Source organism: Shewanella sp. 1180_01, from assembly GCF_052850535.1.
Genome location: NZ_VXCT01000004.1, coordinates 1 through 22,025 on the forward strand (window position 1 = coordinate 1; position 22,025 = coordinate 22,025).

Annotated in this window: 21 protein-coding genes and 1 pseudogene; 18 read left to right on the top strand and 4 right to left on the bottom strand. The window is 47.9% G+C overall.

Going from position 1 to position 22,025, the window contains the following annotated elements:
- The 3 genes and pseudogenes from FW758_RS03915 to FW758_RS03925 form a co-directional block, all read left to right on the top strand.
- Positions 1–249: pseudogene (locus FW758_RS03915) on the top strand (hypothetical protein); the annotation flags it as partial.
- 10 nt (positions 250–259) lie between these two features.
- Positions 260–1,960 (top strand): toxin-antitoxin system YwqK family antitoxin, encoded by a 1,701-nt coding sequence (locus tag FW758_RS03920; RefSeq protein WP_446444694.1) that lies wholly within the window; start codon positions 260–262, stop codon positions 1,958–1,960.
- A 654-nt stretch (positions 1,961–2,614) separates the two neighbouring features.
- Entirely contained in the window at positions 2,615–2,890 is a 276-nt protein-coding gene (locus tag FW758_RS03925) for an acylphosphatase (protein WP_446444695.1), read from the top strand.
- A 104-nt stretch (positions 2,891–2,994) separates the two neighbouring features.
- Here FW758_RS03925 and FW758_RS03930 read toward each other — a convergent pair whose 3' ends face one another.
- The 3 genes from FW758_RS03930 to FW758_RS03940 form a co-directional block, all read right to left on the bottom strand.
- Entirely contained in the window at positions 2,995–3,993 is a 999-nt protein-coding gene (locus FW758_RS03930) for a peptidoglycan binding protein CsiV (RefSeq protein ID WP_446444696.1), read from the bottom strand.
- Positions 3,993–7,478, bottom strand: coding sequence for a transcription-repair coupling factor (mfd, locus tag FW758_RS03935; RefSeq protein WP_446444697.1), 3,486 nt, complete (start codon positions 7,476–7,478; stop codon positions 3,993–3,995). The genes FW758_RS03930 and mfd overlap by 1 nt, the downstream gene beginning before the upstream one ends.
- Before the next feature lie 85 nt (positions 7,479–7,563).
- Positions 7,564–8,235: a hypothetical protein gene (locus tag FW758_RS03940; protein ID WP_446444698.1), complete on the bottom strand. Its 672-nt coding sequence runs from the start codon at positions 8,233–8,235 to the stop codon at positions 7,564–7,566.
- Positions 8,236–8,329: 94 nt separating this feature from the next.
- Here FW758_RS03940 and FW758_RS03945 point away from each other — a divergent pair, with 94 nt between their 5' ends.
- From FW758_RS03945 to lolE, 3 genes are all read left to right on the top strand, one after another.
- Positions 8,330–9,562 (top strand): lipoprotein-releasing ABC transporter permease subunit, encoded by a 1,233-nt coding sequence (locus FW758_RS03945; protein ID WP_446444699.1) that lies wholly within the window; start codon positions 8,330–8,332, stop codon positions 9,560–9,562.
- A 130-nt stretch (positions 9,563–9,692) separates the two neighbouring features.
- Positions 9,693–10,388 carry a lipoprotein-releasing ABC transporter ATP-binding protein LolD gene (gene lolD, locus FW758_RS03950; RefSeq protein WP_446444700.1) on the top strand — a complete coding sequence of 232 codons (696 nt, stop codon included), beginning with the start codon at positions 9,693–9,695 and terminating at the stop codon, positions 10,386–10,388.
- The gene (lolE, locus tag FW758_RS03955) at positions 10,385–11,635 is read left to right on the top strand and encodes a lipoprotein-releasing ABC transporter permease subunit LolE (protein WP_071939409.1); all 1,251 of its coding nucleotides are present in this window, start codon (positions 10,385–10,387) and stop codon (positions 11,633–11,635) included. Before lolD ends, lolE begins: the two co-directional genes overlap by 4 nt.
- A gap of 317 nt (positions 11,636–11,952) precedes the next feature.
- On the opposite strand, the gene suhB is transcribed toward lolE, so the two are convergent.
- Positions 11,953–12,756 carry an inositol-1-monophosphatase gene (gene suhB, locus FW758_RS03960; protein ID WP_006081861.1) on the bottom strand — a complete coding sequence of 268 codons (804 nt, stop codon included), beginning with the start codon at positions 12,754–12,756 and terminating at the stop codon, positions 11,953–11,955.
- A 153-nt stretch (positions 12,757–12,909) separates the two neighbouring features.
- Between suhB and trmJ the strand changes: the two genes are divergently transcribed.
- The 12 genes from trmJ to FW758_RS04020 all read left to right on the top strand — a co-directional run bounded on the left by trmJ (position 12,910) and on the right by FW758_RS04020 (position 21,945).
- On the top strand, positions 12,910–13,638 hold the full coding sequence (trmJ, locus tag FW758_RS03965) for a tRNA (cytosine(32)/uridine(32)-2'-O)-methyltransferase TrmJ (RefSeq protein ID WP_006081860.1): 729 nt from the start codon (positions 12,910–12,912) through the stop codon (positions 13,636–13,638).
- Positions 13,639–13,692: 54 nt separating this feature from the next.
- Positions 13,693–14,514 carry a serine O-acetyltransferase gene (gene cysE / locus FW758_RS03970; protein ID WP_006081859.1) on the top strand — a complete coding sequence of 274 codons (822 nt, stop codon included), beginning with the start codon at positions 13,693–13,695 and terminating at the stop codon, positions 14,512–14,514.
- A gap of 337 nt (positions 14,515–14,851) precedes the next feature.
- A complete protein-coding gene (gene iscR, locus FW758_RS03975) occupies positions 14,852–15,313 on the top strand; it encodes a Fe-S cluster assembly transcriptional regulator IscR (RefSeq protein WP_006081858.1) in 462 nt (153 codons plus the stop codon).
- Between the two features lie 80 nt (positions 15,314–15,393).
- Complete coding sequence (locus tag FW758_RS03980; protein ID WP_006081857.1) at positions 15,394–16,608, top strand: IscS subfamily cysteine desulfurase; 1,215 nt, start codon at positions 15,394–15,396, stop codon at positions 16,606–16,608.
- 37 nt (positions 16,609–16,645) lie between these two features.
- Positions 16,646–17,029: a Fe-S cluster assembly scaffold IscU gene (iscU, locus tag FW758_RS03985; RefSeq protein ID WP_006081856.1), complete on the top strand. Its 384-nt coding sequence runs from the start codon at positions 16,646–16,648 to the stop codon at positions 17,027–17,029.
- Positions 17,030–17,043: 14 nt separating this feature from the next.
- Positions 17,044–17,367 carry an iron-sulfur cluster assembly protein IscA gene (iscA, locus tag FW758_RS03990; protein WP_006081855.1) on the top strand — a complete coding sequence of 108 codons (324 nt, stop codon included), beginning with the start codon at positions 17,044–17,046 and terminating at the stop codon, positions 17,365–17,367.
- Between the two features lie 16 nt (positions 17,368–17,383).
- Complete coding sequence (gene hscB / locus FW758_RS03995; protein WP_012089341.1) at positions 17,384–17,908, top strand: co-chaperone HscB; 525 nt, start codon at positions 17,384–17,386, stop codon at positions 17,906–17,908.
- 67 nt (positions 17,909–17,975) lie between these two features.
- Positions 17,976–19,838: a Fe-S protein assembly chaperone HscA gene (gene hscA, locus FW758_RS04000; RefSeq protein WP_012587532.1), complete on the top strand. Its 1,863-nt coding sequence runs from the start codon at positions 17,976–17,978 to the stop codon at positions 19,836–19,838.
- 8 nt (positions 19,839–19,846) lie between these two features.
- Positions 19,847–20,185 (top strand): ISC system 2Fe-2S type ferredoxin, encoded by a 339-nt coding sequence (fdx, locus tag FW758_RS04005; protein ID WP_446444701.1) that lies wholly within the window; start codon positions 19,847–19,849, stop codon positions 20,183–20,185.
- Between the two features lie 158 nt (positions 20,186–20,343).
- Complete coding sequence (gene rimK, locus FW758_RS04010; protein WP_006081851.1) at positions 20,344–21,249, top strand: 30S ribosomal protein S6--L-glutamate ligase; 906 nt, start codon at positions 20,344–20,346, stop codon at positions 21,247–21,249.
- A 113-nt stretch (positions 21,250–21,362) separates the two neighbouring features.
- Positions 21,363–21,560, top strand: coding sequence for a Fe-S cluster assembly protein IscX (gene iscX / locus FW758_RS04015; protein WP_006081850.1), 198 nt, complete (start codon positions 21,363–21,365; stop codon positions 21,558–21,560).
- A gap of 217 nt (positions 21,561–21,777) precedes the next feature.
- Entirely contained in the window at positions 21,778–21,945 is a 168-nt protein-coding gene (locus FW758_RS04020; RefSeq protein ID WP_006081849.1) for a hypothetical protein, read from the top strand.
- The last annotated feature ends 80 nt before the right edge of the window (positions 21,946–22,025 follow it).

Sequence of the window (22,025 nt, forward strand, 5' to 3'; positions counted from 1 at the left end):
GATTTGGATACCACTCAAACCGTGGCCGAATTTATGCGGCGCTATCGTTTTCTAAATGCGCAGAATTTACCCCTTGCGCCTGCTATGCAAGGTGACAGTACTGATTTTTATCAGCGCCCGTTGCAGCAAGTATTACGTGAGCAACGCTGGTTTGTGCTGGCGGGGCGCGCAGCACAAATAGAACAGCTGACGATAAGCGGCGAACCTGTAAATAAACAGTGGGTTAATACATTCCCTGCGTTACCTTAAGGAGCAGAATATGCGAGTCTTATTACTATTATCTGCGCTACTGATGTCGTTTAATTTGTCGGCTGAGCGAATTTTACTCGACCAAGAATGGCGGCTTAGCGATGTGCCGGGCGAAGCCATTTATTATCTGGAGCAAGCGCCGACAGAACAAAATGGCGAGTGGCCATTGCAGCTATTTTATTTAGAAACGGATAAACCGGTTTTTAAGGGCAGTGTCAACAATCCCAATTTAGTCGAGAGTTTTATCGTTGGCGATTTCGAGTTTTTCTACCCCGACGGTCAATTGTCTCGCAAGGGCAGTAGCGATGCGCAAGGACATTATCAGGGCACGCATCTGCATTATTGGGAAGACGGAGCGCTTTCGGGAGAGTACCACTACCAGAATGGGCAGTTGAACGGCGAGCAGAAAAGCTACTATCAAAATGGTCAATTGCAGCGCCATGAGCATCGAGTGAATGATGCACAGTTGGGGTCGGTAGAAAGTTATCATGCCAACGGCCAGCTGGCATCGCGTGCAAACTATGGCGCAAACGGTATGGAAGGGCGATATGAGAGCTTCTATGACAATGGTAAGCCAGAACAAAGCGTGAATATGGTGGCGGGAAAATACCAAGGTGAACGACTGTTTTGGGCTAAAGAGGGCTGGTTATACACTAAAGAAGTTTACCTGAATGGAAAAATGCATGGAGAAGTGTTGATTTATCAGGCTGCAGATATTCTGCAAGAGCTTAAACATTATCAGCATGGCAAGCAGGTAGGTTTACAGCAGCGTTTTAAAGGGCCAGGGCTGTTAGCCATGCAGCAAGAGTACGATAATGATGGCCGAGAAATACAAAATATTACCTATGATGATGTTGGTAATGTCGCCACCCAAACCGATACTCAATACCTCGCTAAAGGCCTTATTAGCACGGAACAGCGCTTCGATGCTACTGGAAATCTAACCCATAAATATCAGCAAGATACTGTAAAAGATTGGAGTTTACGTCAGCGCTTTGACTCGGCTGGTGAGCTGCTTGAACGTGATGAACAACTCAAGGGGCAATATGAAGGCTTGTATATCGGTGCTGGCTGGAATGGTTATGTCAGGCAAATCAACTACAGCAAAGGTCAAATGCACGGTGCCTATCGAGAAGATAACGCCGAGGACGGCAGTTTTGTGAAGGGCCAATACCACTTGGGCTTAAAAGTTGGTCAGTGGGTCACACAAAATACTGACACGACCCGCAATGAGCAGTTTAATCAACAAGGTCAGCTTAACGGTGAACAGAGTGAAATCTCAGCTGATGGCACAATAATGCACCGAGCATTTTATAAAAACGCTAAGTTACATGGCGCATATTTACAGCGTGGTTTTGATAAACAGCTGCAAGCTCAAGGTCAGTATGTTAACGGTCAACGTGAAGGCCAATGGCTGCTGCAAGATGAAAGCAGCTACAGCATGGTTAAGCTCTGGCATGGCAACTATGAAGCAGGACACGAAGTCGGGAGCTGGCAGGCCTTTTCCGCTAACGGCCATTTATTAGGGCTGACGCAATATGATGATAAAGGTCAATTGCAGGGCAAAGGCTACAGTTTTAACGAAGATGGCAGCCTGCTGCAAAGTGATGAGTATCTCGATAATCAACTGCACGGCAGGTCGGTGTATTACTTTAATGGTGAACCCTCATCCGAGTATCGCTATCAAAATGGTCAGATGATCAGCGAGTAGCAGGTTATCGCGTAATCAACTTATCGCGCAATAAAACAGAAACCGGCAGACTATGCCGGTTTTTTGCTGTTGTCTTTTGAATGTGTAGCTGGCATATTTTTGCTTGTCTTGCTGTAACGCTTCGCCAAACACATCAGCCGCTATTGGAGTAGCATAGCGACACTTCAATTCTACAACCCTCACTTCCCAAACCCTCGTTTCGCAATTGCGAGCTGGTCTGGACAAGCACAATCCCAGCGTTGAACGTCAATGCGCCCTCATGTTTCTGCGATTTTCACAGGGGTGTTTTTTTAATGAACAATGCAGGCAGAGGTAGGAGCCGTTTTCAGCTAAAAGCATTATATTCGCTGGGGAGGGATAGTTTTACTTTTCAAACTCTTGAAAATAATTATTTATTGTGTAAAGTAGCCAGCCTTGCTATTTTGTAACAAAATGCTACAGAGTTGCTGTTGTATTTGTCCATTTATTGGATATCCCTTTGCGTATGTCGCCCGACACAGCTAACTGCAGTCTTGTTAGCTGTTTTTTTTGCCTAAAATAAAATATCGTTTGTTTTTTGCTCTATAGATCCATAGGTTAACACTTAGCCTTCGGATAATTGCGGCTATGCTTAATCCAATAACAGGCTTGTGTGCAATGCAAAAGGGGCGTGAGATGAAGCGTGTATTGATAAGTTTAACGGGTAAAGTACAAGGTGTGGGTTGTCGGCATGCGACCTTGACTAAGGCCAGAGCCTTGGGCGTGACAGGCTATGTCACCAATTGCCGTGATGGTAGTGTCGAAGTATTAGCCCAAGGCAGTGATATTGCGGTGAATAACTTGATTACTTGGTGCGAAGTGGGCGTGCCTTGTACCGAGGGATTAACGGTTACTGTGGGAGAAGACGAAGCCGATCATATCTACCTCGACTTCTCCATAGTACAGTCTTAAACAGCAGTACAGTCTTAAGCTAAAAGTGCAGTCTTAAACAGCAGTACAGTCTAAGTCATTCATTTTAGAGTAAGACTCAAGCCTTTCGCTGTTTACTTGCTGACTCAGTATTGCCCAACCGTTTGTATCGATTCGGCATTCTGACTTTTTTGCTGTGCACTAGGTTGTGCCATCTTACGAATTTGGATCACCATGCCCATTTCGGGGTGATCTAAATAATGGATTTCTTCACTCTTCACCCGGCGGTTTTGCTCCAAAGGCACCGACATTAAAAACGGTGTCATGACTTTAGGCGCCGTGAGTGTTGCGCTGGTATCGGCGGCATCGCTTGGCATTGCTGGTAATAGCTTCCTGCCTTCTTTTCGCATATTCAGTGCAGTTTCAATATACAAATAGTGGCTTAAATAGATATTCAGTGTGCCATCTAATTCCCACACCGGTGATACCACTGGCGCAAGCATAGGCGCATCGGCATTGATCATAGGTTCAGTTTGAGTTGGCGTAACAATTTTTCTGCCATCAAAATGATAGGTATCCGAGAAATCCTTACCCGCAAATAAACGAATAGGCACTGAACCACTTTTGCCACGCATCGGTTGTTGCCACGCCATGTGCAGTAAACTGCGCGTGCCGCGTTCACGGGAGATACTATTGATAATGCTCGCGAATTGGCTTTGGCTGCGCGCTAATAACACTGGGCCACCATTAGCGCTGGCATAGCTGGTCGTTGCGCTGCTGATTTCTGATGGGATCACTGGCGGATAGCGATATTCAACACTGGTTGGCGCGGCGGCTATAGGCTCAGAAGTTGGCTCACCGTTTAAGGTTTCGGCGCAATGGCTATTGGCATCGGCATCAAATACTAGCGTACAAGGCGCCGACTCACTCGCCATTGGGGTAACGACTTGTGCAACCGCTGGAGAGATCAAGTCTATCGCTTTATCGGTTTTCGTCTTGATCGGCGTATCTGACCATTGCTCAGTTGACTGACTTTGGCGTTCAAATACATAGACTTCAACTTCGAACCAAGCTTCCGCTTGGACGACCTGACTGTGCGATAGTGCAATGAGGGTAGCGATAGAGACCGCGAGTTTACGTAACACTATTTATCTCCAAGACGATGTTGCGATAATTGTTCGAGCAAGAGTTTGACCAAAGCGAGCCTGTCTTTGCTGGTTTCGGCCGCAAGGCTGAACTTTAACTTATTCGGTCCTTCCATTCGATAGATTTGTGGCTGGCTTTGGAGTAATCCAATAATAAACATAGGATCGATGACGTGATCATGACTAAATTCGATGCTGCCACCTTTACTGTGCACTTCTATTTTAGTCGCCCCTAAGCGAGTCGCCTCATGTTTATAGAGGGTCATTTCCATTAAGTTGCGCGTCGGTTCGGGTAATAGGCCAAAACGGTCGATCAATTCGACTTTTAACTCATCCAGCGCCGCTTCGGTTTCGCAACCAGCAATGCGTTTATAGAGGGATAGACGAATATTCACGTCGCTCACATAGGCCTCAGGCAGCAGGGCGGGGATACGCAGTTCAATCTCGCATTGCTGATTGAGCATTTGCGCCAGCGAAGGCTCTTTGCCTTGTTTTAAGGCTTTGACTGCCGCTTCGAGCATTTCCATGTATAAGCTAAAACCAATTTTCGAAATATGGCCGCTCTGCTCATCACCTAAGAGTTCACCTGCGCCGCGGATCTCTAAATCCTGCGTCGCCAGCATAAAGCCTGCACCGAGATCTTCAAGGGCATCAATGGCTTCTAAACGCTTACGCGCATCTGGGGTCATACGTTTAGGATGCGGCGTCATCAAATAGGCATAGGCCTGATGGTGCGAGCGTCCGACGCGGCCGCGTAATTGGTGTAACTGCGCCAGACCAAAGGTATCGGCGCGCTCGATAATAATGGTGTTGGCACTCGGAACGTCGATACCAGTTTCGATAATAGTGGTACAGACTAACACGTTGAATCTTTGGTGATAAAAGTCTGACATCACCCGCTCAAGGTCACGCTCACGCATTTGCCCATGGGCAACGACGACTCGCGCTTCAGGCAGTAGATCGATAATACCTTGGGCACATTTCTCAATGGTTTCAACATTATTGTGCAGATAATACACTTGGCCGCCACGGAGAATTTCCCGCAAAATAGCCTCGCGCACTGTTGCAGGATCGGATTCCCGCACAAAGGTTTTCACCGCTAAACGTTTGGCGGGCGGGGTGGCGATAATCGATAAATCGCGCATGCCCGACATGGCCATGTTTAAGGTCCGTGGAATAGGCGTCGCGGTCAGGGTTAAGATATCGACGTTGGCACGCAGCGCCTTGATTTTCTCTTTCTGACGTACACCAAATCTGTGTTCTTCGTCGATGATCAGCAGGCCTAAGTTTTCAAACTTGGCCTCAGATTGCAGTAACTTGTGGGTCCCGATAACAATATCGACTTTGCCTTCTTCCAGTTGCTGCAGCACTTGATTCTGTTCTTTGGCGGTACGAAAACGTGACATCACTTCGGTGACTACGGGCCAGTCGGCAAATCTGTCTTTAAAGTTTTCATAGTGTTGCTGGGCAAGCAATGTGGTCGGAACCAGCACGACCACTTGTTTGCCGGCGTTGACGGCCACAAAGGCGGCGCGCATGGCGACTTCGGTTTTACCAAAGCCCACATCGCCACAGACTAATCTGTCCATTGCGGTCGGCGATTGCATATCGGCTAACACGGCGATGATGGCGCTTTCTTGATCGACGGTTTCCTCGAAGGGGAAACCGCGAGCGAATTGGGCGTATTCTTCTTCGTCAATCTCACAGCTTTCGCCGGGACGGGATTGGCGACGGGCATAGACATCAAGCAGCTCGGCCGCAACATCGCGGATTTTTTCAATGGCTTTTTTCTTGGCTTTTGCCCAGATCTCGTTACCGAGTTTATTTAAGTGGGCGTCTTCGTCGGCACCAACACTGTAGCGGCTGATAAGGTGCAATGAAGACACTGGCACATACAGTTTATCGCCGCCGGCGTATTCCAGTTGCAGGTATTCGGCGACCAGTCCGCCTGTATCTAGCGTGACTAAGCCTTTGTAGAGGGCAACACCGTGTTCTAAATGCACAATGGGTTGACCGACTTTGAGTTCGGCCAAGTTTTTAATCAGGGCATCGTTACTGATCTGACGATGTTTTTCACGGCGACGTTGCTGGGAAATACGATGGCCGAAGAGTTCAGTCTCACAAATGATACTGATGCTATCTTTGGCGCTGATCTGCAGTAAACAACCGCGTGATAGCGGCGACACGATAAGGCCTAACTTGGCATCACTTTGAATAAATTCATCAAAATGGTTAAACAGCGCAGGTTTTAACTGAATTTTAGCGAGCAATTCAAGCAGCGCTTCGCGGCGACCTTCGGACTCAGCGCTAAACAACATGCGCTTGGCGCTGCTGGCATAATCTTGCAGCGCTAACAGCGGTTGCTTTAATTTATGGTTGGCGCTGATATCGGGCAGGGTGCTGGCGGCAATAACCACCGCTTTCGTCGTTTCAGTGCCATCTGTCGGCACGTGCATTTGGTAACGTGGTAGCGGTTTAAAGGCGGCAAATAACTCTTCAATGAGTAAATACAGCTCTTTAGGCGCCAGTAGCGGCCGCAGTGGATCGACGCGCCTGTCTTGATAGCGATGTTCGACTTCTTGCAGATGCGCGCGCGCCGACTTTTCGATATCCCCTAAAGTGACGAGTTGAGTATCCTTGGGCAAGTAATCGAATAGGGTCGCTGTGTCATCAAAAAACAGCGGGAGGTAGTTTTCAATCCCCGCCGGCATCAAGTTGCGGCTCACCAGCTGATAAACTGATTCCGGCTCTTTAACTATGACCTCAAAACGGCGACGGTATCTTTGTCTAAAGCCTTCGATGGCTGAGCTGTCGGTCGGAAATTCCTTCGCGGGCAATAGGCGAATCGAGTCAACAGGTTGCAATGAACGTTGGGTTTCGGGATCAAAATGGCGGATGGTCTCCACTTCTTCATCGAATAGCTCGATGCGCAGCGGCATATTCATCCCAGTGGGGAAGATATCCAGAATCGAGCCGCGAATCGCAAACTCGCCGTGTTCATACACTTGCTCAACCGAATGGTAGCCAGTGTCGGTTAAATGCTGGCGTACATCGTGTAACTTGTAGCTGTCGCCTTTTTTCAGCACAAACACGTTGGCGCTCAAATAGGCCTTAGGTGGCAGGCGCATCATCAAGGTCGTGACGGGCACGATAACGATGTTTTGCTCAATTTGAGACAGCTGCGACAGGGTTTCGAGTCGCTGAGAGATCAAATCCTGATGGGGCGAAAAACTGTCGTAGGGCAAGGTTTCGCGGTCAGGGAATAATCTGACCTTAATGCCTGTTTTACAGAGCAAATAACTCAGTTCTAGCTCTAAGCTTAAGGCGCTTGGCGTATCACTGGTGACAACTAAGGTCGTCCCCTTATGTTGACGCGCTAAACTGGCGAGTGTAACGGCTTGGCAAACGCCGCCCACGGTGGACAGAGTCTGAATTTGATTGCCATTTTTGACGGCTGGCGGCGTTAGGGCTGATATGTGAGTCATTGGCGTGCGATAAACTGATTCATTCACAAAGAGTTGCAGACATTGTAGAGACTTGATGGCGCAGGTGCCAGTGAAAAGTCAGCGGCTATTGACGCTCGTCTCTGGCGAGTTTACGTAACTTGAGTTGTTTCTGCTGCACATTGAGGCTGGCTTTGACTAATTGCTCCACGTCAGCTTCGAGAATTTGACTGAATTCAAAGTCGGTTTGCCATTGCGTGGCAGGAGACTGAAGTTCCGCCTGAGTATTGAACTCGGGGCTTTGTGTGTCACCGCTATTAGTATCTCGATTGGCGCTGCTCTCGGTAGATAGCGTTTTTTGCGCGGTAGAGGCGGTTACTTTGCCAAAACAGAGAATGGCGACTAACTCGTCGTGAATAAACAGGGTGATTTTATAGTTTGAGCCGATGTCCAAGGCTGTGGGTGTGAGCAGTCTTAGGCCGCTGCCACCAAACTGATTGCCAATGAATTTTTCGCCTTCTTGAGTTTCTTTCTCTAATACATGCTGCAGTACTAAATCCACTTTGCGGGATTGCAGCTTTAAAAAGTCCACCACCACCTTAGCGTCGTTGTCTAAATGGCGCAGTTGCAGCAAGCAATTGGCCTCGAGCGTTTTTACTTCGCTGAGTAGCTGAATACCCAATGATTGCATTGATCTTAATGCCATTTCAGAGGGTAATGGCTCGGAACTCGGCCACAGACTTAAGTAGGCGGTAAAAGGGTGAGGCACACTAAAATACGGATTGGTGTCAGTGAACAAGGCTTGCCTCTTTATTTATAGGACCAATACCCCTATTATCGTGCCCATCTTCATGATTTAGCAAGTTCAGCACACAGGACGTAACCCTCTTTCAATGAATCCAGGATTTCCTTTCTATATTGGTTACCGTTATTGGCGGGCCAGAAAAGCGAACGCGTTCGCGTCGTTCATTACTCTATTTGCCGTTTCGGGCATTTTTTTAGGCGTTGCCGCGCTCATTGTCGTGAGTTCTGTGATGAATGGTCTCGAAGGCCAACTCAAGCAACGTATCTTAGGCGCAGTACCGCAATTAACCCTTTATAGTGAAGCGCCTTTAGTCGATTGGACTAAGCAAGCGAGTGCGCTTAAAGCCTTACCTGGCGTATTAGGCGTGACGCCGAGCGTGTCGACGCAGGCCATGGTGCAATCGGCGGCGAGTATTCGTGCTGTGCAGGTTTATGGCGTGTTCCCCGAGTTAGCGGAAAAGTTATCTTCGGTTGCCCAGCACACTTACTCAGGTGCATTTGAGCAGCTGACGAGCGGCGACTACAAGGTGATTTTGGGCTCTGAGCTGGCAAGGCAACTTAAAGTCGCCCCAGGTGATACAGTGCGATTACTGAGTGGCGATGGCGTGGTGTATTCGCCCTTAGGCCCAGTGCCGAGCCAACGTAAGTTTTTGGTCTCGGGCATTTTTGAAATGGGCTCTCAGGTCGATGCGGGCGTGGCGTATATCCATTATCAAGATGCGAAACGGCTTATGCGCCAACCCAGTGAGGCGATTGAACAGCTCAGACTCTATTTAGCCGATCCCTTTAGCGCACCTGCTTTAGCGCCTAAAGTGCAGGATATATTAGCTAAACAAGGTGTTAAGGCGACAACCAGCGATTGGCGTGATACCTATGGCCACTTGTTCGGTGCGGTCAAAATGGAAAAGAACATGATGTCGCTGATGTTGAGTCTGATTGTGGCCGTGGCCGCATTCAATATCGTCTCGGCGCTGGTCATGATGGTGGTCGATAAAACAACAGATGTGGCGGTACTCAAAACCCAAGGCGTGACCACACCCGCCGTGATGGGTATTTTTGTGGTGCAAGGGTCGCTCAATGCAGTGCTCGGTTTAGTGCTGGGGCTGGCGGTTGGGATACTCATCACCTTGAATCTGAATGGCATTATGACCACCTTAGGGATTTCTATTTTAGGCGTAGGGCAAAGTTTGCCGGTGAAACTGGAATTGATGCAGTTGTCTGTGATCGTGATTGGTACGCTACTGGTAACCCTGTTGGCGACCTTATATCCCGCACTGCGCGCTGCTAATGTGCAACCCGCGACTGCGCTCAGATATGAGTAACGGTATGCGCCAATAGCTGTAAACCGTCGGCATTTTTGAATTGAGCGACGGTTTAGCAAGATGCGAATAATTAAATGCATTGATTTAATGACATAAATCGATGCCAAAGCCTGTTTAAGAGAGAACTTCAATGCAAGACGTGTTACTGCAAGTGCAGAGTGTCAGTAAGAGTTACCATGATGGCGCCGTGACCACGCAAGTGTTGTCTAATGTTGATATGCAAGTGTTTAAGGGCGAGCAGTTGGCGATTGTCGGCAGTTCAGGCTCAGGTAAGAGTACCTTGCTGCACATCATGGGCACGTTGGATGAACCAACCGCAGGTAAAGTCTTGCTATTAGGCGAAGATTTATATCAAGTGTCCAGTGCGCGCCAAGCGCAGATCCGTAACCAAGACTTAGGTTTTATCTATCAATTCCATCATTTATTGCCAGAATTTACCGCGTTAGAAAACGTCGCTATGCCGGCATTTATTCAAGGTAAAGATCGTAAGCTGGCGCTCGCCGATGCTAAAGCCTTGTTGGAGCGGGTCGGGTTAGGGCATCGCATGACGCACATTCCCGCCGAGCTATCTGGCGGCGAACGTCAACGTGTGGCTATCGCAAGGGCCTTGATTAATAAACCTAAATTAGTGCTGGCCGATGAACCTACGGGTAACTTAGATGCCAACAGTGGCGATGCGGTTTATGAGTTGATCCGCGAACTCGCCGAACAACTGGGTACGGCGTTTGTGGTGGTGACCCATGATCATAAATTGGCCGCCCGTATGGACCGTCAACTGATGATGAAGAACGGCTTCCTGCAATTAGCGGCGGAAACCCAAGTATGAAAGGACCGTTAGCCTTATCTATTGGTTGGCGTTTTTATCGCGCCCGCCAATCCAACAGCTTTATTAGCTTTATTTCCTTCGCTTCGACTGCTGGCATCGCCTTAGGCGTGGCGGTATTGATCATCGTCTTGTCGGCAATGAATGGTTTTGAGCGCGAGTTAGAACATAGATTGCTTGGCGTCGTGCCGCAGGCGGACATAGTCGGTGTGAGCGAGCCTATCGCGAACTGGCAGAGTGTTGCCGAGGGCGCGCTGTTAATTGAAGGTATTCGCGGCGCGGCGCCTTTTATCCGCATGCAAGGTTTAGTGCAAAAGCCCGGCGGTTTTCAAGGTTTAGCTGTCGTGGGGATCGATCCAAAAGAAGAAATCAAGGTCTCGACACTGGCGCAATTTATGAGCGATGCCAGCTGGCAGAGTCTAGACCAAGATGAAAATCACATCGTCCTTGGGCAGAGTTTGTTGACCAAGTTGGGGCTTGAGGTTGGCGATACGCTGGCCTTATATGTGCAGGATATGGATCCAGAAGCGGCGGGCAGTTTACGCGCGGCGAAGAGCCATCGTTTTGTGGTGTCTGGCGCCTATAATCTTGGCGGCGAGCTTGAGCTGACCACGGCTTATATTCCTATGCAGTACGCTGCGCAGATTTTGAACATGAAGAGCGGCGTGACTGGCGTGCGTATTAGCGTCGATAAAGTGTTTGATGCACCCGTCAAAGTGCGTGAACTTGGTTATGCGCAAAAGCAGTCGGTGTATATCAGTGACTGGACCCGTACCCAAGGGCATTTATATCAAGACATTCAGTTGGTTCGCACTGTTATGTACTTAGTGCTAGTGCTGGTGATTGGTGTCGCCTGCTTTAACATCGTTTCCACCTTAGTAATGGCGGTGCGGGATAAAGCCTCTGAGATTGCGATTTTGATGACTATGGGCCTAAGCCGCCTTGCTGTGATGGGTATTTTCATGGTGCAGGGCGCCTTGAATGGGCTGCTTGGCTGTGGTCTTGGCGGGATTATCGGCGTGAGTGTGGCACTGAATTTAAGTGCGATTGCCAGTACTATGGAGCAGTTACTCGGTATTCAACTGCTGTCAGCCGATGTGTACTTTGTCGACTTTTTACCGTCTGAGTTACATGGCTCAGATGCGGCGTTGGTGATTGTGATGGCGTTTGTGATGAGCTTAATCGCCACGCTTTATCCTGCTTGGAAAGCCAGCCAGATTGCGCCAGCGCAAGCCTTAGCGGGGAGATAACTCAATTAGTGGTTGTACGTCCTGTTAGCCGATTGGTGCTGAAATCAGTGCTGACGCTTGCAGGAGACTCCTTTTATTCTTAAGCACTATTTCTCAGATACTATGTTTTGGCGACTGAGGATGTGAGGACTTGATGGCTCGAGTACTGAAGGCTTTAGAATGAAAGCCACATAAACAAAAAGGCCAGTGGGCGCTCTTAGAAGAGTTTGCCACTGGCCTTTTTTATGTCTAACGGTTTGTGTCTATGCGTTTTGGAAAGCTAAGTGTTAATCGAGGCTAACGCTTCGAGACTAACGCTTCGAGATTAACGCCTACAATTAACGTTTTAAAGCTTCGTTCAATAAAGGACGCATGATTTTAACTAATTCTGTGGTCACTTTAGGTGAACCTGCAACGATGTTACCAGAAATCAAATAGTTATGGTTGCCAGTGAAATCGGTAACCGTACCGCCCGCTTCGCGGCAGATAAGATCGCCAGCAGCGATATCCCATGGCTTTAAGCCAATTTCGAAGAAGCCGTCTAAACGACCCGCAGCAACATAGGCTAAATCTAATGCGGCAGAACCTGCACGACGTAAGTCAGCACATTGGCCGAAGACTTCGCCGAAAATAGCCATATAAGTTTCAGTGTGTTGACGCGCCTTGAATGGGAAGCCAGTACCAATCATGGTAGGGGCTAATTCATTCACGTTGGTAACACGCAGACGGAAATCATTGAGTTTTGCGCCTTTACCACGGACGGCGGTAAAGAGTTCTTCACGGACAGGATCGTAAACAACCGCAACTTCAGTTTTACCTTTATGTTGCAGAGCGATAGAAATCGCGAAGTGGGGAATGCCTCTAACAAAGTTGTTAGTGCCATCCAGAGGGTCAACTATCCAAACGTAGTCGTTATTCTCACCGCGGTTTTCGCCTTTCTCTTCACCCACGATAGTGTGATCAGGGTAAGATTTACGAATTTGGTAAGTAATTGTCGCTTCTGCTTCCTTGTCTACACTGGTAACAAAATCATTGATACCTTTTGAACTGACTTCAATACGGTCAAGTTCGGTATAGGCGCGCATAATATTTTGGCCGGCCGCGCGGGCAGCGCGTACAGCAATCGTCAGCATCGGATGCATTGCAATCCCCTGGATGTTAAAGAACGTTAAAATAGCGGGCGGCATTATACCCGATTTGATAGTTATATCAAATACCGATTTTCATATAAGCATTCGGCAATGGCTGTGATAATATTCGTCCCCAACGTTTTATGAATTAAATTAAGTTGTTTCATGCTAAGTAATATTCGAGTGGTTTTAGTGGGGACTTCGCACCCCGGCAATATTGGTTCCACTGCCAGAGCGATGAAGACTATGGGTCTGTCAAATCTGTACCTTGCAGAACCGCGTGTTGAACCCGATGGGCATTCCATTGCATTAGCCGCGGGTGCATCGGATATTCTGAAACATCTTGTGAAAGTGGATTCACTCGCTGAAGCGATTGCCGATTGCAGTCTCGTGATCGCAACCAGCGCGCGTAGTCGTACCTTAGATTGGCCGATGTTAGAGCCAAGAGAAGCTGGGGTGAGATTAGCGACAGAGGCACTTAAAGGCCCCGTTGCAATCGTGTTTGGCCGTGAGAACCACGGGTTGAGCAATGAAGAGTTGCAACAGTGCACTTATCATGTGGCGATTCCTGCAAATCCTGAATACAGCTCGCTCAATCTTGCGCAAGCCGTACAAATCATTTGTTATGAAACCCGTGTTGCCCACCTCGCACAAAAAGAAGTGGCCGAAGAAGAGCTGACTGAGTATCCCTTGGCCGCCGATCAGGAACGTTTCTTTGCACACCTTGAGACGACACTGCTATCAACCGGCTTTATCATTAAGAATCATCCCGGACAAGTGATGATGAAACTGCGCCGCTTGTTTAGCCGCGCACGGATTGAGAGTCAGGAGATGAATATTCTCAGGGGTATTTTGACCTCTATTGAGAAAGTGACGGGTTCTAAAGACAAATAGCCAAATCCTAATCATCAATAATTACCGTACAGAATGACCGTAAAGGGATAAACAATGGGCGTGATAGCTAGGCTAAAAGAAGACATTGAATCTATATATCACCGTGATCCTGCGGCGCGCAGCGCGTTTGAGATCTTGGTTAACTATCCGGGCATGCATGCCATTTGGTTGCATCGGATAAGCCATAAGCTATGGAAGCGCGATTGGCGCTTAACGGCACGTTGTTTATCGACTTTTTCCCGTTGGTTGACGGGTGTAGAAATCCATCCAGGTGCGACCATAGGTCATCGATTTTTTATCGACCATGGTATGGGTGTGGTGATTGGTGAAACGGCTGAGATTGGTGATGATTGCACCCTTTATCATGGTGTGACGCTTGGCGGAACCACATGGCAGGCGGGTAAACGTCACCCGACGTTAGCCAATAACGTGGTGGTGGGCGCGGGGGCAAAAATCCTCGGCCCTATTACCATGCACGACGGTGCGCGTGTGGGTTCAAACTCGGTAGTGGTAAAAGATGTGCCAAAAGATACCACAGTAGTCGGTATTCCTGGGCGCGTGGTGGCATCACCGTCACCGCAATCGAAAGAGAAAACCGAACGCCGCAGCGCGATGGCGAAAAAATACGGTTTTGATGCGTACGCAGTATCACCGGATAATCCCGATCCTGTTGCCAATGCGATAGGGCAGATGCTGGATCATATGCATCTGATGGACTCGAAAGTTCAAGAGTTGTGTCAAGCCATTCAAGGGCTGGGCGGTAATGTCTGCACCGAAAAACTGCCAGAGCTGGATATGGGCGAGTTTAATGATGCAGAGAAAGCCGCCGCCGATAAGCGACAAAATGCTATCGATGAGTTTGATCCGAGTATTTAGCTTTAACGTAATGGTCTGAGTGACTTAAAAGTCTAGTTTCAAGGGTTCTACTTTAGCGGATCTTGTTATAAAGGCTCATACCGCGGTCAAACCTTAGTTTGACCGCGCCATAGTGTACTGATCACTTTTATCCTGGGTTTATATCGTGCTAGATGTCGATTAATTGGCGCTCTAGCATTGAATCTTAAGCCGGAAAAAGGTTAAATACCCCACCAAGATGAAAGGGTATTGGTTATGTGCACACTCAATACTTGAGTGTTTTAGTAGGTTTTAATACTTGACTGATTTACTCGGGTATGTTGAAATAAAGCATACCTCTTCGGGAGCTATGGTAGTTATGAAACTTACATCAAAAGGTCGTTATGCAGTAACCGCTATGCTAGATGTGGCCATCCACTCAGCATCGGGACCAGTTCCCTTAGCGGACATCTCTGAGAGACAAGGGATTTCGCTTTCCTATCTGGAACAACTCTTCGCTAAGCTAAGAAAACACGGTTTAGTTGCCAGTGTACGTGGACCGGGCGGTGGTTATCGCTTAGGCCTAGAAGCCAATGATATTTCAGTCGGCATGGTTGTCCATGCTGTAGATGAGTCTGTCGATGCGACTCGTTGCCAAGGACTTGGCAATTGTCAGAGTGGAACTCGCTGCTTAACCCATTCACTTTGGGGCGATTTAAGCAAACAAATTTCAGATTTTTTAGATGGTATCAGTCTTGCTGGCTTGATGCAGAAACGAGATGTGCAATTTATCTCGCTTAAGCAAGACACTATGCAAAAGGAACAAAGAGTCAGTTTATAACTGAACTTTGTTATACGATAAAAATAATTTTTGTACGTTGTATGTAGCCTCGGCAGAGACTGCTCAGTACGGAGTGTGTTATGAAGCTTCCTATCTATTTAGATTATGCCGCCACCACGCCTGTTGATCCAAGAGTCGCGGAAAAGATGTTCCAATGCATGACAATGGACGGCATCTTTGGTAATCCAGCCTCACGTTCACATCGCTACGGCTGGCAAGCTGAAGAAGCGGTGGATATTGCTCGCAATCAAATTGCCGAGTTAATTAACGCCGATCACCGCGAAATTGTGTTTACCTCTGGCGCGACGGAATCGAACAACTTAGCGATTAAAGGTGTTGCTCATTTCTATCACAAGAAAGGCAAGCACATCATCACCAGTAAGACTGAACATAAAGCCGTTCTTGATACCTGTCGCCAATTAGAGCGCGAAGGTTTCGAAGTGACTTATTTAGAGCCAGCGGCTAACGGCATCATTCCGATGGAACGTTTAGAAGCGGCAATGCGTGACGACACTATCCTTGTCAGCATCATGCACGTGAACAACGAAATCGGTGTGATCCACGATATCGATGCAATCGGTGAGCTATGCCGTTCAAAAGGCATTATTTTCCACATGGATGCAGCGCAAAGTGCAGGCAAAGTGCCTATCGATGTGCAAGCCACTAAAGTGGATTTGATCTCGATTTCTGGTCACAAAATGTATGGCCCTAAAGGTATCGGCGCGCTATATGTTCGTCGTAAGCCACGCATTCGCTTAGAAGCGCAAATGCACGGTGGTGGTCATGAGCGTGGTATGCGTAGCGGTACGTTACCAACGCATCAAATCGTAGGTTTAGGTGAAGCTGCTGCAATCGCAAAAGCGGAAATGGCCTCTGATGACGCTCGTATCGGTGCATTACGTGACAAATTATGGAATGGCATCAAGCACATTGAAGAAACCTATATCAATGGTGATGCGATTGAGCGCGTTAGCGGTAGCCTCAACGTCAGCTTCAACTATGTTGAAGGCGAGTCGTTAATGATGGCACTGAAAGATTTAGCGGTTTCATCGGGTTCGGCTTGTACCTCTGCCAGCCTAGAGCCTAGCTACGTATTACGTGCGCTTGGCTTAAACGATGAAATGGCACATAGCTCGATTCGTTTCTCTATCGGCCGTTTCACAACCGAAGAAGAAATCGATCATGCTATCGAAGTAATTACTCAATCTATTGATAAATTAAGAGAAATGTCTCCTTTGTGGGAAATGTTTAAAGATGGAATCGACCTGAACCAAGTTCAATGGGCACATCATTAATTCTGACCTTTACAATAGATAATTTTGGAGCAGTACCATGGCTTACAGTGAAAAAGTGATAGATCATTATGAGAACCCACGTAACGTTGGTTCTTTTGATAAAAACGATCCTTCGGTCGTTACCGGTATGGTAGGTGCGCCTGCTTGCGGTGACGTGATGAAACTTCAGTTGAAAATTGGTGCTGATGGCATCATTCAAGACGCTAAGTTCAAAACCTACGGTTGTGGTAGCGCGATTGCGTCTAGCTCACTGGTAACTGAGTGGGTTAAAGGCAAGACTATCGAACAAGCTGCGGCGATTAAGAACACAGATATCGCTGAAGAATTGGCATTGCCACCGGTGAAGATCCACTGTTCAATTTTGGCTGAAGATGCCATTAAAGCTGCTATCGACGAGTACAAATCGAAACAAGCTAAGTAACATCTGGAGTTAAGATGGCGATTACAATGACCCCAGCGGCAGCCGATCGTGTCAGATCTTTCTTAGTTAACCGAGGCAAAGGTGTAGGCCTGCGTCTCGGCTTAAGAACATCAGGCTGTTCTGGTATGGCTTATGTACTTGAGTTCGTTGATTCTTTAAATGATGACGATGAAGTGTTTGATATCGAAGATGTGAAAATCATCATCGATGCCAAGAGCCTCATCTATCTTCAAGGGATCGAGCTGGATTTTGTTAAAGAAGGGCTGAACGAAGGCTTCCAATTTAATAATCCTAACGCAAAAGGTGAGTGTGGTTGCGGTGAGAGTTTCACTGTTTAACCGCTAAAGTTGACGCATGAATTATTTCGAGCTGTTTAAATTTTCCCCTGCCTTCGATATTGATACCGCCTTACTTGCAGAACGCTATCGCGAACTGCAACGGGCGGTTCATCCCGATAAATTTGCCAATGATACTGAGCAGCAAAAACTGCTGTCGGTGCAGCGCACGGCGCAAGTCAATGATGGTTTTCAAACCTTAAAAGATCCCATTCGCCGCGCCGAGCATATGCTGTCGCTGCGTGGCATTGAATTAAGCCATGAAACCACCACAGTGAAAGATACTGGCTTCTTGATGCAGCAAATGGAATGGCGTGAGGCGTTGGAAGACATACGCGATAGTGCCGATCCTCAAGCGAGTATTGACGAGCTATACCAATCGTTTGCGCAGTACCGCGCGCAACTCACTCAGCAATTGACTCAACTGTTAACCAGTGAGCAGGCTGAAGATGCATTGTTAGCGGCGGATCAAGTTCGCAAACTCAAATTTATGGCAAAATTACACGACGAGTTGACCAGAGTCGAAGACGCTCTGTTAGATTGATTTTCCGTGTTTATGTTACTTTGCCAACTCAAGCACGCTTGAGTTGGCATTACTAAGTTGGATATATATGGCCCTTTTGCAGATAGCTGAGCCCGGTCAAAGTGCCGCGCCGCACCAACATAGACTTGCCGTTGGCATCGATTTAGGTACGACCAATTCTTTGGTGGCGGCTGTTCGAAGTGGAGAGACGGCAACCCTGCCGGACGAACTTGGACAGCATTCATTACCTTCTATCGTGCGTTATACCCAAGATTCAGTCGAAGTCGGCGCCCTTGCGGCGTTGAGTTCGGCGCAGGATCCGCAAAACACGATCGTTTCGGTTAAGCGTTTTATGGGCCGCAGCCTGGCTGATATTAAAGCCGGCGAGCAATCATTCCCCTACGAGTTTGCCGAAAGCGAAAACGGTTTACCTTTATTCGTGACTCCCCAAGGCCAAGTGAATCCAGTGCAAGTGTCTGCGGAGATTTTACGTCCGCTGATCGCCCGTGCTGAAAAAACCTTAGGTGGCGAGCTGCAAGGTGTCGTGATCACAGTGCCTGCTTATTTTGATGATGCCCAGCGCCAAGGCACAAAAGATGCCGCAGCTTTGCTGGGTGTTAAAGTGCTACGTCTGTTGAATGAACCGACGGCTGCTGCGATTGCCTACGGCTTAGACTCTAAGCAAGAGGGCGTGATTGCCATCTATGACTTAGGCGGCGGTACCTTCGATATTTCTATTTTGCGTTTGAATCGCGGTGTATTCGAAGTGTTAGCCACCGGTGGTGATTCAGCGCTTGGCGGCGATGATTTCGATCATTTACTGCAAGCACATATGCAACAAGTGTGGCAGCTTAGCGACATCGACTCACAATTAAGCCGTCAACTGTTGATTGAATCGCGTCGAGTCAAAGAAGCCTTAACGGATGCAGCAGAAACAGAAGCAAAAGTGATCCTTGCCGATGGGACTGAACTGACGCAAATCGTTACTAAAGCTGAATTTGATGCCATGATTGCGGCGTTGGTTAAGAAGACCATTGCCAGCTGTCGCCGTACCCTGCGTGATGCGGGCGTGACAACGGATGAAGTGCTTGAAACTGTGATGGTTGGCGGTTCAACGCGCGTGCCATTAGTGCGTGAACAGGTTGAAGCTTTCTTCGGTAAACCACCACTGACGTCTATCGATCCCGATCGTGTTGTCGCCATTGGTGCAGCTATTCAAGCCGACATTTTAGTGGGTAATAAACCCGAATCTGATTTGCTGCTCCTCGATGTGATCCCTTTGTCATTAGGCATAGAGACCATGGGCGGTTTAGTGGAAAAAGTAGTGTCGCGTAATACGACGATTCCGGTTGCGCGAGCACAGGAATTTACCACCTTTAAAGATGGTCAAACGGCCATGGCATTCCATGTGGTGCAGGGCGAGCGTGAGCTCGTTGCCGATTGCCGCTCACTGGCGCGTTTTACCTTAAAAGGTATTCCGCCGTTAGCCGCAGGCGCTGCGCACATTCGTGTGACATTCCAAGTGGATGCCGATGGTTTACTCAGCGTGACCGCGATGGAGAAATCCACCGGCGTGCAGTCAAGTATTCAAGTTAAGCCATCTTTTGGTTTATCGGATACTGAAATTGCCACTATGCTGAAAGATTCGATGAAGTATGCCAAAGACGATATCGGTCGTCGTATGCTGGCCGAGCAGCAAGTGGAGGCGGCGAGGGTACTCGAGTCTTTACATGCCGCGTTAGCGAAAGATGGCGACTTGCTGAATGCCGATGAGCGTGGACAAATCGATGCCACTATGGCCAATGTGGCGCAAGTTGCCGCGGGCGATGATGCCGATGCGATTAAGCTCGCGATTGAAAAACTGGATGAGCAAACCCAAGATTTTGCTGCCAGACGTATGGACAATTCTATTCGAGTGGCATTCAAAGGCCAGTCGATCGACAACATATAGGTGATGTAATGCCCCAATTAGTCTTTCTTCCCCATGCCGAGTTGTGCCCTGACGGCGCAGTGCTTGAGGCGAATGTTGGTGAGACCATTCTTGATGTTGCGCTGCGTAATGGCATCAATATCGAGCATGCATGTGAAAAGTCCTGTGCTTGCACGACGTGTCACTGTATCGTGCGTGAAGGCTTTAATGATCTTGAGTCAAGTGATGAGCTGGAAGATGATATGTTAGACAAAGCTTGGGGACTTGAGCCCGAAAGCCGTCTATCTTGTCAGGCGAAAGTGGTCGACACTGACATGGTGATTGAGATCCCTAAATACACGGTTAACATGGTCAGCGAAGGCAATTAATGCTGCCGCGATAATTGTTAAAACCAGTCCACGTGACTGGTTTTTTGCTTTTGGCGTTGAGCATTTGTGCAACTAATCTTGTCTATGCCTCTAGTTGTTTGATTTATCCCTGCGCAGGCGTATTATGCGCTCAAAATTAATGGTTGCCGGAGACCAGAATGAGAATAGCGATCTTATCGCAAGGGCCTGAGTTATATTCAACGAAGCGACTCGTTGAAGCGGCTCAATTACGTGGTCATGAAGTACACGTAATCAATCCCCTTGAATGTTATATGAATATCAACATGCGGCAATCGAGTATCCACATTGGTGGGCGAGAGTTACCCGCATTTGATGCTGTGATCCCCCGCATTGGGGCGTCGATTACCTTTTATGGTTCGGCAGTTTTGCGTCAGTTTGAGATGATGGGCGTATATGCTTTAAATGATTCTGTTGGGATCTCGCGCTCACGTGACAAACTGCGTTCTATGCAGTTGATGTCACGCCGTGGTATTGGCTTACCCATTACTGGTTTTGCCAATAAACCGAGTGATATCCCCGACTTGATTGATATGGTGGGTGGCGCGCCTCTGGTGATTAAATTACTCGAAGGCACCCAAGGTATCGGCGTGGTATTAGCCGAGACCCGTAAAGCGGCTGAGAGCGTGATTGAAGCCTTTATGGGCCTTAAAGCCAACATCATGGTGCAGGAATATATTAAAGAAGCCAATGGCGCAGACATTCGCTGTTTCGTGCTCGGCGATAAAGTGATTGCCGCCATGAAGCGTCAAGCTATGCCCGGTGAGTTCCGCTCTAACTTGCACCGTGGTGGCACGGCAAGTTTAGTCAAATTAACCCCAGAGGAACGCTCAGTCGCCATTCGTGCGGCTAAGACCATGGGGCTTAATGTGGCTGGTGTTGACTTGCTACGCTCAAACCACGGCCCTGTGATCATGGAAGTGAACTCTTCACCCGGTCTTGAAGGAATTGAAGGCGCCACCACGAAAGATGTGGCGGGTGCTATTATTGATTTTGTTGAAAAAAATGCGATTAAAGTGAAAAAGGTGACGCAAGCACAGGGTTAGTGTCCTTGCTGTCGAGTATTGACTACGGAATATCAACACTTGATTCACCTCCTTATGGGTAACGCCGTTTAGCAAGAACTTACCCATTAAAGCGAACCGAATAGGGGAAAACGATGACATTAACCTGGATAGATTCGTTAGATATTGCGTTGGAATTACTCGAAGCACACCCAGAGGTGAATCCTACTCAGCTGCATTTCACCCAATTGTATGAGTGGGTGTTAGCCTTGGATGATTTTGCCGATGATCCCAAGCACTGTAATGAAAAAATACTGGAAGCGATTCAGCAGTGTTGGATTGATGAAAAGTAGTGAGCACAGCGGTGATACGGCTTTTTATGTGAGGCATCTTGTCCTTTTGACGTTTAACTAAGGTGATTTACCTCACGTATTTGCAGGGGCGCAGAGAATATTTGGCGAGAGTTTGATCACAGTCAAGTTCATTTTTAGCGGATATCGTACCTTGTTGTATATTGGTTAAGGCATTTAAATGGCTTAACTTTGTTATCGCAACTGCAAGGATGTTCACATGAAACTTTTGCTTGTATTGTTATGTATGCTTGTCCCTTCAATGGCTTGGGCTCATCCAGGGCATGGCGGTGTCGGTTTATTCCATCACTTGTTAGATCTTGCTCCCGCAGTCATTTTAGTCGCTTTGATTGCTTGGGCAGGTATTTGGGCAAAAAATAGAAAATAATCCCATTTTTTAATGAGTTAATGGACCCTGCTGAGGATTTATCCTCCTAGCGGGGTCTTTTGCGTGATCAAGCTGATTAC

Coding starts and splice junctions, on each gene's coding strand:
- hscA (WP_012587532.1), top strand. CDS start 17,976: ATGGCCCTTTTGCAGATAGCTGAGCCCGGTCAAAGTGCCGCGCCGCAC.
- FW758_RS03945 (WP_446444699.1), top strand. CDS start 8,330: ATGAATCCAGGATTTCCTTTCTATATTGGTTACCGTTATTGGCGGGCC.
- FW758_RS03925 (WP_446444695.1), top strand. CDS start 2,615: ATGAAGCGTGTATTGATAAGTTTAACGGGTAAAGTACAAGGTGTGGGT.
- rimK (WP_006081851.1), top strand. CDS start 20,344: ATGAGAATAGCGATCTTATCGCAAGGGCCTGAGTTATATTCAACGAAG.
- FW758_RS04020 (WP_006081849.1), top strand. CDS start 21,778: ATGAAACTTTTGCTTGTATTGTTATGTATGCTTGTCCCTTCAATGGCT.
- iscA (WP_006081855.1), top strand. CDS start 17,044: ATGGCGATTACAATGACCCCAGCGGCAGCCGATCGTGTCAGATCTTTC.
- FW758_RS03920 (WP_446444694.1), top strand. CDS start 260: ATGCGAGTCTTATTACTATTATCTGCGCTACTGATGTCGTTTAATTTG.
- suhB (WP_006081861.1), bottom strand. CDS start 12,756: ATGCATCCGATGCTGACGATTGCTGTACGCGCTGCCCGCGCGGCCGGC.
- lolD (WP_446444700.1), top strand. CDS start 9,693: ATGCAAGACGTGTTACTGCAAGTGCAGAGTGTCAGTAAGAGTTACCAT.
- lolE (WP_071939409.1), top strand. CDS start 10,385: ATGAAAGGACCGTTAGCCTTATCTATTGGTTGGCGTTTTTATCGCGCC.
- trmJ (WP_006081860.1), top strand. CDS start 12,910: ATGCTAAGTAATATTCGAGTGGTTTTAGTGGGGACTTCGCACCCCGGC.
- iscU (WP_006081856.1), top strand. CDS start 16,646: ATGGCTTACAGTGAAAAAGTGATAGATCATTATGAGAACCCACGTAAC.
- mfd (WP_446444697.1), bottom strand. CDS start 7,478: ATGACTCACATATCAGCCCTAACGCCGCCAGCCGTCAAAAATGGCAAT.
- cysE (WP_006081859.1), top strand. CDS start 13,693: ATGGGCGTGATAGCTAGGCTAAAAGAAGACATTGAATCTATATATCAC.
- iscR (WP_006081858.1), top strand. CDS start 14,852: ATGAAACTTACATCAAAAGGTCGTTATGCAGTAACCGCTATGCTAGAT.
- FW758_RS03980 (WP_006081857.1), top strand. CDS start 15,394: ATGAAGCTTCCTATCTATTTAGATTATGCCGCCACCACGCCTGTTGAT.
- hscB (WP_012089341.1), top strand. CDS start 17,384: ATGAATTATTTCGAGCTGTTTAAATTTTCCCCTGCCTTCGATATTGAT.
- iscX (WP_006081850.1), top strand. CDS start 21,363: ATGACATTAACCTGGATAGATTCGTTAGATATTGCGTTGGAATTACTC.
- fdx (WP_446444701.1), top strand. CDS start 19,847: ATGCCCCAATTAGTCTTTCTTCCCCATGCCGAGTTGTGCCCTGACGGC.